This is a genomic window from Pseudomonas sp. MDT1-17 (assembly GCF_054898105.1).
In genome coordinates this window covers 2,328,665-2,339,587 of sequence record NZ_JBUBVM010000001.1, presented here as the reverse complement: position 1 = coordinate 2,339,587, position 10,923 = coordinate 2,328,665, and the positions used below count along the sequence as shown (strand labels likewise).

The window sequence follows — 10,923 nt, the reverse complement described above, 5'->3', positions numbered from 1 at the left end:
ACTGTCCCCTTCGCGAGCAAGCCCGCTCCCACATTGAACCGCATTCTATCTGGAGGAAATCGGTCAAATAATGAAATGGCTACCCCCGCCGCCCCCTGTGATCGCCCACTAAGCTTTCACAGGGGGCCTATCGGAGACCGTTGCCATGAACAAAGTAGCTATTGCCGCCATCGACCTGGGAAAACACTCCTTTCACCTGCATGCTCAAGATGATCGTGGTCATGAGCTCCAGCGCAAAAAGTTTACTCGAGTGGCGCTGATCCAACACCTGGCGAACCTCGATCCCTGCACCGTCGTGATGGAAGCCTGTGGCGGCGCCCACTTCATGGCGCAGGAGGTCGCAAAGCTGGGACATACGCCCAAGCTCATTGCGCCTCATCTCGTGCGTCCTTATGTGAAAAGCAACAAGAACGACTTCGCTGACGCCGAGGCGATCTGCGAGGCAGCGACCCGCCCAACGATGCGCTTTGTCGCCCCCAAGACCCAGGCTCAGCAGGCGTTGGCCATGCTCAACTCGACACGCGATTCGTTCATCAAAGACCGCACCGCGACCGTCAATCGGATTCACGCAGCCCTTCTGGAGGTTGGCGTCAGCTTGGCCCCAGGCTTCAAATCGATCAACGATCTGCCGGCGCTACTTGAGGCGAGTTCATTTTCTGAAGACACGGTACGTGTCAAGGTACCTGTCGCCTTGGTACTCCTGCTGCTATGCCATCGCGGCCTTAACATCAGGGCGTTCGGGGTTCAAATACACCGCATCTGCCAATTTCCAGTTGCGCGTTCTGGTACTCCAGCGGCTCGGATTAGCTTCCCTGGCGTCTTCATACAGTGCTGCTCTGGCTTGTAATAGAGCCGTTGCCTTGCCTTCGTGGCGCTCGTTCGGCGTCACGTATTTCAAGGCACTGTGACGGTGGTCTTCGTTGTACCACTCGATAAATTTTTGCACCCAAAGCCTTGCTTCAGTGAGCGTATCAAACGGTTGGTCCGGCCAGAGCGGGCAGTACTTTGCCGTACGAAAAAGTGCTTCGGCGTAGGCATTGTCGTTGCTTACTCGCGGGCGGCTAAATGAAGGCTCGACGCCCAGAGCAACCATGCTTTCGCGTAATAAAGAGCCTCTCATGACGTGGCCGTTGTCCGAGTGCAGCACCAAAGGACGTCCCGCCGTTTGCTCTCGTAGACAGCCCTTTTCAAGCAGCTCACATGCATGCTCGGCGCACTCCACTTCATGCACTTCATTGGCTACCAATTTACGGCTGTAGATGTCCTTGACCATATACCAGTAGAAAAAACGGCCCTTAACTGTGCTCGGCAACCAGGTGATATCCCAGCACCAAACCTGATTGGGGCCCTCAGCACGATGTGTCGTCAGCACTCTGCGTTTCGGGGCTTTGACCCGACCACGGCGAACGTTTTGATTGGCGGCTTTTAATACGCGATAAAAGGTCGATTCCGAAGCCAGATAAATACCTTCATCTGCCAGTTTGGGCACGATCTGGTGGGGTGTGAGGCTGGCGTAGCCAGCCTGATTAGCGGCATCAAGCACTGCTTGGCGTTCTGCCTCGCTGAGTTTATTTGACGGTGCTGTCCGCTGAGCTAGCAGGCGCCCGTCGCCGTCGGTGTGTCGCCAACGTTGAACTGTGCGCAGGCTCAGTCCCAGCTCATCACATGCTCGATATCGGCGAGCCCCACCCAAGACCGCTTCAGTAATCAACTTCATGGCTTGCGTGCGATCAGAGGCGCTGATCAGTCTTCCTTGTCCTTGCCCCAAATCGCATTGGCTTTTTTTCTGAGTTCCAGCAAAGCCTCCGCTTCGGCCCGACCAGCGTCTGATCGGATCAACTGACGCTCCAGCTCTTTGATCCGTCGTTGCTCGGCAGTTTTCTCTGCGCTGGGCTTCAGATCAGCCAAGGTGTTGGCGTTTTGGCAGGCTTCGCGCCATTGCTGGATTTGCTCCGGATAAATGCCCTTTATTCGGCAATATTGAGAGATCTCCACCTCGCTCAACGGTGCGGTTTCCATGACGGCATTGAATTTGTCGGCGCTGGACCATTGATCACTGGTCTTTCCGTTCCCGGGCACGATCAGACCTTTATCTCTAGCCATTTGTCTCCAGTTACGCAGTGACTGTGGCGTGAGTTTGAGCGCAATCGCGAGCTCTGCCACCGAGCGATTAAGGGGCGGCATCATCTGCAGGACAACCCAGTCTTTGAAGTTGTCGTCATAACGTTTGGGCATTGCTAAATACCTTCGCCCTCTTGAATGAATGAGTCAATCAACAAGGGCGACAGGTAGCCTGACACGGAGGGGACATCAAAATAATTCTGACGATGCTACATGAGCACTTCAACTACCTGAATGAGCGGATCAAGGCACTGGATAAGCGAGTGCAATGCCAGGCCGCTGAAGATGATCTGGCATCTCGTTTGATGACCATGCCGTGTGTCGGCCCGATCACCTCCACCGTCCTGGCTGCCGAGTTGGGTGATGGCAAACAGTTCAAATGCGGGCGAGGCTATTCGGCCTCGATCGGGCTGGTGCCCAAACAGCATTCCACGGGCGGCAAGACCGTTCTATTGGGCATCAGCAAGCGCGGTGATCGCAACCAGAGGCGCCTGCTCATCCAGTGCGCCCGTGTCTACTTGATGCAGCTGGAGCGCCAGAAAGGCTGGCTGGCGGACTGGGTCCGGCAGCTATTAGCCCACCATCACTCCAACCATGTGGTCTGCGCGCTGGCCAATAAGCTGGCGAGGATCGCCTGGGCGATTGCAGCACACCACTCTGAATTCGATGCAGGGCCAACCGCGATGAACGCCTGACCCTGCTGTCACCCGAGCACCACCCACCTGGTTTTGCGATGCTGGATAACAGATGACGTGAACGGCCAACCGGCCTGACGACAACCCTGAGCTCCCACACGGCTGAAAGGCCGTTCGAATAATTAGGATCGTCGGGCATCGATTCTCATCGAGGCGCGGGGGCCACAACCCCACTCAGACGCCGGATAGATGAAAGCAAGCCAACCACGCATCAAAAACAGTATTGCAGAAAAGGGGGTAACCATAGATGTGGGAGCGGGCTTGCTCGCGAAGCTTTTCGGGCTACTCCGGCAACTCAGCCAAGCCATCCACATCGGTCATCGCCCGCTCCAGCAAGTCTGCCGGCAGGCTCTTGCTCGCCCGCGCGCCAAGCAACTTGAGCTGCTCGCTACGGCTGACCAGATTGCCGCGGCCTTCCGTCAGCTTATTGCGCGCAGAGCTGTAGGCTTTATCCAATTGCTGTAAGCGATTGCCGACTTCATCCAGATCCTGGATGAACAACACGAACTTGTCGTACAGCCACCCGGCCCGCTCGGCGATTTCCCGGGCGTTCTGGCTTTGGCGCTCCTGCTTCCACAGGCTGTCGATAACGCGCAAGGTTGCCAGCAAAGTGGTGGGACTGACGATCACGATGTTGCGGTCGAAGGCCTCCTGAAACAGCGTCGGCTCAGCCTGCAATGCGGCGGAAAACGCCGCTTCGATCGGCACGAAGAGCAAGACGAAATCCAGGCTGTGCAAGCCATCGAGACGTTTGTAATCCTTGCCGGCCAGCCCTTTGACGTGAGTGCGCAGGGACAGCACGTGCTGCTTGATCGCGATCTGGCCGATGGCATCGTCTTCGGCCGCGACGTATTGCTGATAGGCCGTAAGGCTGACTTTGGAGTCGACCACCACCTGCTTGTCGCCCGGCAGATAAATGATCACGTCCGGCTGGAAACGCTCACCGTCCGGGCCTTTTAGGTTGACCTGGGTCTGGTACTCACGCCCCTTCTCCAGGCCCGCGTGTTCAAGCACCCGCTCAAGAATCAGTTCACCCCAGTTACCTTGGGTTTTCTGGCCTTTCAAGGCGCGGGTCAGGTTGGTGGCTTCGTCGCTCAGGCGCAGGTTCAGCTGTTGCAGCCGCTCCAGTTCCTTGGCCAGGGAAAAACGTTCGCGGGCTTCAGCCTGATAGCTTTCCTCGACACGTTTTTCGAAGGACTGGATGCGTTCCTTCAACGGATCGAGCAACTGACCGAGGCGCTGCTGACTGGTTTCGGCAAAGCGCTGCTCGCGCTCGTCGAAGATCTTGCCCGCCAGCTCAGCGAACTGCGCCCGCAGTTCGTCTCGCGAGCCCTGCAGGTCGTTGAGGCGCTGCTGATGGCTTTCCTGCTGCTCACGCAGCTCGGCGTTGAGCGAGGCGGCCTTGGCGTCCAGACGGCGCAACTCGGCCTCCTTGCCGGCGCGTTCAAGATTCCACGCGTGGGCGGCATCGCGGGCATCGTCACGTTCGATCTGCAGCAGTTCGACTTCACGGCGCACGGCGGCCAGGTCTGCCTGTTTGGCGGCGTTGGCCTGACCCAGATCACCGATTTCATCGCGACAGGCTTCGAGTTGGGCGTTTAATCCGTCCTGGGTCAGATGGGCCGTGGCCAGACGCTCTTGCAGCAGCGCAACCTCTGACTGCGTGGCGCTCGCTCGGCGTTGAAATTGCCAGGCCAGTACCAATAACGGCAACGCAGCGCCCGCCAGACCGAGCAATGCGCTGGTCAAGTCCATAGCCATAGCCACTCCTGCCAATTTAATAAAGCTTGAAGGTTAACCAAGGCGTCAGGTCTTGGACAGCTCAGTCTTCGCTCAGACCAAGCTCCTGCTGGGCACGCCGATCCCCTGCCCGCGCGGCCTGACGCAAAAGGTCCTGGCCGATACGGCGATCCCGGGCATTCCCGCATTCACGGCACATCAGCTGACCGAGACGGCTTTGCGCGGCCACGACCCCTTCACGGGCTGGCTGCTTGAGCAAACGTCCGGCGAAATGTTTGACGTTGGAGTTTTCGCCCAGACGCGGGCTGTCCAGCAACCACTCGGCCACACGCATCGAAAATCGTTTGGGCGGGGCAACGCTGGGAGGTGTCGAGGTTGCAGAAACTGGTACTGAACGAAACTTCATAAAACACTGTGGGGCAGATCGGAAGGCGCGCCACTCTACTCTTTTTTTCTTACAGGTAAAGCCTAAAAAAACCCTGCACGCCCGTCCTAGAGCAAGCGCTCGGGACAATCCACAGAAGCTGTGGATAACTCAGTGGACAACCGCCTTTGAACTCTCGCAAAGCCCTATGGAATGGGGCTCTCAGTCAAACTGACGATTTTTTCACCAGCAAAAAAAAGCGATGTTTTTCATTGACTTAAATTTCGGTTACAGGCACCCACTGCGTTTGAAGGGAAGATGACAGCGACGTGACAACGTGCGTGACTTATGTGCACAAGTCCCTTCGAGGCAGTTATATCGATGCGCTTTTTCGGGGCATTTGGTCGTTAGCCCTGGGGATAAACCTGGGCAAACCCGCGGTTCAGGCTGATCCTGGCCCATTGAAACTCGACTACCAACGGTCGGATTCTGTGCTATTACAGGGCGCTTCTGCGCGTAATGACCTTTCCGAGCGCCAAGCCGGACGTTGAAAGAGGGGCGTTAGAGAACTTTTTTCGCTGACACACTTCCCTTCAGCTTTTCAATCCGTTAGTATCCGCGGCGTTAGTACCAAGCTGAAAGTCAATTCTGGTCGAACAAATCCCCCCGGTCAGCCTTCCCAAAGGAAGCCTCCACCGACAAAGCGGGATCGACCACCTCGATGGTTTCCAGGTAAACCTTGCGACAACACAGCCTTTGAATCGAAAGCAAAGGGTGTTGCGAAGCTCACTTACTCTGACCGAACCAACCTGCAAATTGATCAGGATCTTCACCCCGGGCCCAGAACCTTTGCCCTTGATGTGTTGCCTGCCCTCCTAAGTACCTACCTGCCAGCCCAAGCGCGCCAATTTATCAGCGCTTCAAACTGGCTGCTTTGTTCCAGTCGGGTTCTTCGTTCGACCAATGGTGGTCGTCGTCACTGGAACGTTTTAATTTTGCACGGTTCTTATCCGTGTCGCTTGTAGGAACACCAATGACTATGTCTACTCAAATCCACACCCAGGACGCCATCCGCACCCTGACCAACGCTTTTGCACCAATGAACTGCCTGATCATGGCTGCTCGCAAAGGCTGCTTCAGCTTCACCCTGGTCAACGAACACGGCATCGCTCGTCACAGCGAACGCCTGTACCCCGATCAATACTCCAGCGCCGAGCCGCTGCAGGCCGTGATCGATCGTACCCGTCAGGCACTGGTTGCCTGATACGCCAGAAAGACTGAAAACCTCATAAGCCCTGCTCAAAAAGCGGGGCTTTTTATTGCCTGAAATTTCTCTTCTCGCTGTCACCGCCTAAGCACTAACCGATATAACGGTTATAACTCGAAGCCGGAAATATTTTAAAAACAGGCCTTTACGGCGCGAATTTGACACTACACTTCAACTCAAGCGGATTCATCCGCTTCCGGCGAGCCTGAGTCGATTCACCCGCTGCCAACGCTACCTTCAGGTATCGCCGACCATTTCAAGTTTCGAGGGCTTTATGGGTATCGCTGCCAGCGAACTGTGCCGTTATGTGATCCGCCCGACATTGATTTACCTCGGGCGTCATAGCGCAACTGCCGAATCCCTGCTGCTGGGCATCGCCGCCAGCCAGTCAGCCCTGGGTACTGCCCTGCATGACCGCCGTGGACACGGCCTGTACCGAATCGCCGAACCCCGCCACCAGGCACTTTGGGACCACTACCTGGCACTTGACCCGGAACGCGCAAGCCTGGTTCGCGGCCTGGCCAGCCAGCATGCTTTCCTGAGTGGTCCGCACCTCGAATTGACCGTCAACCTGCGTTACGCCACAGCCATCGCCTGGCTGCTGGTAGAAGAACAGAACACCCCGCTCCCTGAAGCAGACGACCTGCTGGGCATGGCCCGCATCTGGCGCCAGACCTTCCAGCCTCAAGGACGCCTGAGAGACTTCACCTGCGCCTGGCGAACCTGTGTATCACCGCTGAATCAGGTCGCCTGCTAATCCGCTATTTCCACAAGATCGCGCAAATGCTGCGAATCTGGTCGGATTGTCCTACAAAACCGCTCTAAATCAAGCGATACAGCCTATGGCGCTGGGACGAAAATGTTGGTAATTTTCGCCCCGGTGATCACCAGGAGTTCTAATAATGAAAAAAGTAATGCTCAAAACCGCCCTTAGCGTCGCCGTTACCCTGGCATCCACCCAGATCTTTGCAAGTGGCTTCGCCATCAACGAACAGAGCATCAGCGGGATGGGTACAGGTTTTGCCGGGCGATCTTCATCTGCCGACGACGCAAGCACTATTTTTGGCAACCCTGCCGGCATGTCGCGCCTCAAGCGCGAACAAGTCACCGGCGGCGCTGCATTCCTCGACGCACACACCGATATCAGTGATGCCAGTTCCCGTCCGAACGGTGGCACCAACGACGGCGACATGGTTCCATTCATCGCCGTACCGATGGGCTACTACGTCAAGCCAATCGACGAGCATTGGGCATTCGGTGTGGGCATGTACGCGCCATTCGGTCTGGTGACCGATTACGAGAACGGCTTTGCCGGCCGTTACTTCGGCAGCAAGAGCGAAGTCAAGATCGTCACCCTGCAGCCAACCGTCAGCTACGCCTTCAACGACACGGTGTCGATCGGTTTCGGTCCGACCATCAACCGTATTGATGGCAAGCTGGAATCGAACGTGTCGCTGAACCCGCTCGCTGCGGACGGCACCGTCAAGATCAAGGGTGACGACACCGCGCTGGGTTACAACATCGGTATCCTGGTTCAAGCCACCGACAGCACTCGCGTCGGCCTGACCTACCACTCGAAAGTGAAGTACAAGCTTGAGGGCGATACCAAGGTCAATTACAGCCTGCTCGGCGCACTGGGTCAGAACCCGAGCCAGAAGTACGACGCGTCGCTGGACATCACCACGCCTGAGTCGGTCGACTTCTCGGTTACTCACCAGCTGGACGACCAATGGACTCTCTACGCAGGCAGCACCTGGACTCGCTGGAGCCGCCTGAAAGAAATCTCCGTCGAGAACGAAGGCGTTCCTGCCGCTCTGGCCGCACGCGGCTTTGGCACCATCACTGAAGAACAGAACTGGCACGACACCTGGGCTCACGCCATCGGCGCTTCCTACCAGCTGAACAAGCAATGGGTCCTGCGCACCGGTTTCTCTGTTGATCAGGCTCCGACCAATAACGAAAACCGTTCCCCGCGCATCCCGACTGGCGATCGCAAGATTTTCAGCCTGGGCGCTGGTTGGAGCCCGACCGACGACCTGACCATCGACGTTGCGTACTCGTACCTGGTCGAAGAGTCGGTCAAGGTCAACAACAGCAACGGCCGCCAGACCTACAGCGCCAAGTATGAAAACTCGGCGAACGGTTTCGGTGTCGGTGCGACCTACCGTTTCTGATTCACGGCGCGCCTGATCCCTCGCCGCCTGAATCAAAAAAGCCCCGCTCTCTTGTACAGAGGCAGGGCTTTTTTACGGGTGTGGATCAGGGTTGGGAAGCCAGGGCTTTTTCAACCGCAGCGATGAACTCGGGATCGTCAGGCGTGGTCAGGCTGGAGAAATTGGCGATCACCTTGCCTTTGCGATCGACCACATATTTGTAGAAGTTCCACTTCGGCGCGGTACTCTGCTTGGCGATGATTTTGAACAAGTGAGTCGCGTCATCACCGCGGACTGTCTGCGGTTCAGTCATGGTGAACGTCACGCCGTAGTTCACGTAGCAGACCTTGGCAGTCTCTTCGCCATCCTTGGACTCTTGCTTGAAGTCGTTGGACGGAACGCCAATCACCTCCAGCCCCTGATCCTTGTAGCGCTGATTCAGCGCCTCAAGGCTTTTGAACTGCGGGGCAAAACCACAGAAGCTTGCGGTATTGACCACCACCAGCGGTTTGCCGGCGAAGCGCTGGCACAGGTCGATGGATTCCTTGGCGCGCAGCTTGGGCAACGAGCCTTGCAAAAGGTCCGGGCACTCTGCCGCTTGAGCCCATCCACTAAACGCGACCAGTAACGCGGGAACTGCGAGCCAGCGCATCAGCATGTCGGTGCTTCCTTGAGAAGTCGTCAACAACGAAGTTACTCGCCCTCACCTCCTGCTAGCAAGCACCCATGCCCAGTTGCATCAACGCCAGCCCGCCCTGATGCCAGCCCCACCACGACAGGGCCAGCAGCAAGGCACCGACAGCAAGGACAGCGATCCGCGGCCAGAGGCTGTTCATAGCGCACTCATCTGTGTTTGCAGACGCGCCACCGGCCGCTCACGCACCGGCCAGTTCAGGGCTGCGGCGAACAGGCTCAAGAGAATCGCTACTTGCCAGATCAAGTCATAGCTCCCGGTTCGGTCGTACACCACCCCGCCCAACCAGCCGCCGAGGAACGATCCGAGCTGGTGAAACAGGAAAACAATCCCACCGAGCATGGACAGATTTCGCACGCCGAACAAGGTCGCGACGGTGCCGTTGGTCAAGGGCACCGTCGACAGCCACAGGAAACCCATGGCCATGCCGAACAGGTACGCGGTGGTCGTTGTGACGGGCGCCCACAGGAACAACCCGATCACCACTGCCCGCAGCAGGTACAGGCCGGTGAGCAAACGCGGCTTGGACATCCGCCCGCCGAGCCAGCCCGCCGTGTAGGTACCGAAAATATTGAACAGCCCGATCAACGCCAGCACCGTAGTGCCAACCGTCGCCGGGAGATGCTGATCCACCAGATAAGCCGGCAAGTGCACACCGATGAATACCACCTGGAAACCGCAGACAAAGAAACCGAACGCCAGCAGCCAGAACCCCGAATGGGAGCAAGCTTCGCGCAATGCTTCGGGCAGCGTTTGTTCATGGCCGAACACGGGTAGCGGCTTGTCCTTGAGCATGCTCACCAGCGGTACGATCAACGCCACCAACAGGCCCAACACCAGCAACGCGGCGGACCAGCCGAGCCAGCCGATCAACCCCAGCGTACCGGGCAACATGGCGAACTGGCCGAAAGAACCGGCGGCGCTGGCAATGCCCATGCCCATGCTGCGTTTCTCTGGCGGTACCGCGCGGCCAACCACGCCAAGGATGACTGAGAACGAAGTGCCCGACAGGCCAATACCGATCAACAAACCGGCACTCAGGGACAAGGTCACGGCCGAATCCGACAGGCCCATGAACACCAGGCCCAACGCATACAGGACACCGCCGACCAGCACCACTTTCGCGGCGCCAAAGCGGTCGGCCAGCGCGCCGGTGAAGGGCTGCGCCAGGCCCCAGATCAGGTTCTGCAAGGCAATGGCGAAGGCAAACGTCTCACGCCCCCAGCCGAACTCGGCACTCATCGGCGCCAGAAACAGCCCGAAGCCGTGCCGTACGCCCAAGGACAACGCGAGAATCAGCGCACTCCCCAACAGAACCCAACCGCACGTACGCCACATCGATGTCATTCTTATTCTCCGGTAGCGGGTATATACCCGCTTAAGATCGGAAAAACCGGCATCACGCCAGTTCGTCCAGCAGTCGCAGCAAGGTTTCACGTTTCTCGGCACCCAGACGGTCGATCAACCGCTGTTGCGCCGCTTCCCAGGCCGGCAAGGCCGCTGTCAGCCGTTCAACACCGGCCTCGGTGAGCATGACGATGCGGTTACGCATGTCTTCGCCCTCGACCAGCATCAGCAGGCCTTCGCCTTCCAGCACCCGCAGATTGCGCCCCAAGGTGCTGCGATCCAGCCCCATGGCCTCGGCCAACGTGGAAATACTCGGTTTATCCAGACGCTGCAGATTACACAGCAAAGAATACTGGGCAACGTTGATCCCGAAGCCGTCGAGAGCGCCGTCGTAGTGCCTGCTGACGCCACGGGCGGCGCGACGCAGGTTGATGCATAAACATTGGGAATCGAGCATGGTGCGTGTATATACCCGCGGTTGAGTTAAATCAAGTTACAGATGAGTTCTTTCAGGGATATCGATGTGTCTGGCAAACCGCATT

At 57.6% G+C, this 10,923-nt stretch carries 10 protein-coding genes and 2 pseudogenes; 5 read left to right on the top strand and 7 right to left on the bottom strand.

The genetic code is table 11. From position 1 onward, the window contains the following. Positions 1-145: 145 nt before the first annotated feature. A pseudogene (locus ACYZTX_RS10880) lies at positions 146-658 on the top strand (IS110 family RNA-guided transposase); the annotation flags it as partial. A gap of 48 nt (positions 659-706) precedes the next feature. On the opposite strand, the gene ACYZTX_RS10875 reads toward ACYZTX_RS10880, so the two are convergent. Then, a protein-coding gene (locus ACYZTX_RS10875; RefSeq protein WP_462033591.1) for an IS3 family transposase occupies positions 707-2,235 on the bottom strand; the annotation gives its coding sequence in 2 pieces (ribosomal slippage) (positions 707-1,770 and positions 1,770-2,235; 1,530 coding nt in all). An 83-nt stretch (positions 2,236-2,318) separates the two neighbouring features. On the opposite strand from ACYZTX_RS10875, the pseudogene ACYZTX_RS10870 reads away from it, so the two are divergent. Further along, a pseudogene (locus tag ACYZTX_RS10870) lies at positions 2,319-2,816 on the top strand (IS110 family RNA-guided transposase); the annotation flags it as partial. A gap of 282 nt (positions 2,817-3,098) precedes the next feature. Here the strand turns inward: ACYZTX_RS10870 and ACYZTX_RS10865 are convergent. Beyond that, positions 3,099-4,463: a DNA recombination protein RmuC gene (locus ACYZTX_RS10865; protein ID WP_462037018.1), complete on the bottom strand. Its 1,365-nt coding sequence runs from the start codon at positions 4,461-4,463 to the stop codon at positions 3,099-3,101. A 175-nt stretch (positions 4,464-4,638) separates the two neighbouring features. Next, positions 4,639-4,962: a sel1 repeat family protein gene (locus ACYZTX_RS10860; protein WP_462034050.1), complete on the bottom strand. Its 324-nt coding sequence runs from the start codon at positions 4,960-4,962 to the stop codon at positions 4,639-4,641. A gap of 997 nt (positions 4,963-5,959) precedes the next feature. Here ACYZTX_RS10860 and ACYZTX_RS10855 point away from each other — a divergent pair. The 3 genes from ACYZTX_RS10855 to ACYZTX_RS10845 all read left to right on the top strand — a co-directional run bounded on the left by ACYZTX_RS10855 (position 5,960) and on the right by ACYZTX_RS10845 (position 8,361). Then, positions 5,960-6,184, top strand: coding sequence for a hypothetical protein (locus ACYZTX_RS10855; protein WP_003214941.1), 225 nt, complete (start codon positions 5,960-5,962; stop codon positions 6,182-6,184). A gap of 277 nt (positions 6,185-6,461) precedes the next feature. After that, positions 6,462-6,944 (top strand): hypothetical protein, encoded by a 483-nt coding sequence (locus ACYZTX_RS10850; protein ID WP_449645686.1) that lies wholly within the window; start codon positions 6,462-6,464, stop codon positions 6,942-6,944. Between the two features lie 145 nt (positions 6,945-7,089). Continuing rightward, a complete protein-coding gene (locus ACYZTX_RS10845) occupies positions 7,090-8,361 on the top strand; it encodes an OmpP1/FadL family transporter (protein WP_462034049.1) in 1,272 nt (423 codons plus the stop codon). Between the two features lie 85 nt (positions 8,362-8,446). Here ACYZTX_RS10845 and ACYZTX_RS10840 read toward each other — a convergent pair whose 3' ends face one another. The 4 genes from ACYZTX_RS10840 to ACYZTX_RS10825 are packed head-to-tail and all read right to left on the bottom strand — an operon-like array spanning position 8,447 to position 10,838. Continuing rightward, positions 8,447-8,998 (bottom strand): glutathione peroxidase, encoded by a 552-nt coding sequence (locus ACYZTX_RS10840; protein WP_462034048.1) that lies wholly within the window; start codon positions 8,996-8,998, stop codon positions 8,447-8,449. Between the two features lie 55 nt (positions 8,999-9,053). Further along, positions 9,054-9,176: a hypothetical protein gene (locus ACYZTX_RS10835; protein ID WP_462034047.1), complete on the bottom strand. Its 123-nt coding sequence runs from the start codon at positions 9,174-9,176 to the stop codon at positions 9,054-9,056. Then, the gene (locus tag ACYZTX_RS10830; RefSeq protein ID WP_462034046.1) at positions 9,173-10,381 is read right to left on the bottom strand and encodes an MFS transporter; all 1,209 of its coding nucleotides are present in this window, start codon (positions 10,379-10,381) and stop codon (positions 9,173-9,175) included. Before ACYZTX_RS10830 ends, ACYZTX_RS10835 begins: the two co-directional genes overlap by 4 nt. 52 nt (positions 10,382-10,433) lie before the next feature. Beyond that, complete coding sequence (locus tag ACYZTX_RS10825; RefSeq protein WP_458511502.1) at positions 10,434-10,838, bottom strand: MarR family winged helix-turn-helix transcriptional regulator; 405 nt, start codon at positions 10,836-10,838, stop codon at positions 10,434-10,436. Positions 10,839-10,923: the final 85 nt, after the last annotated feature.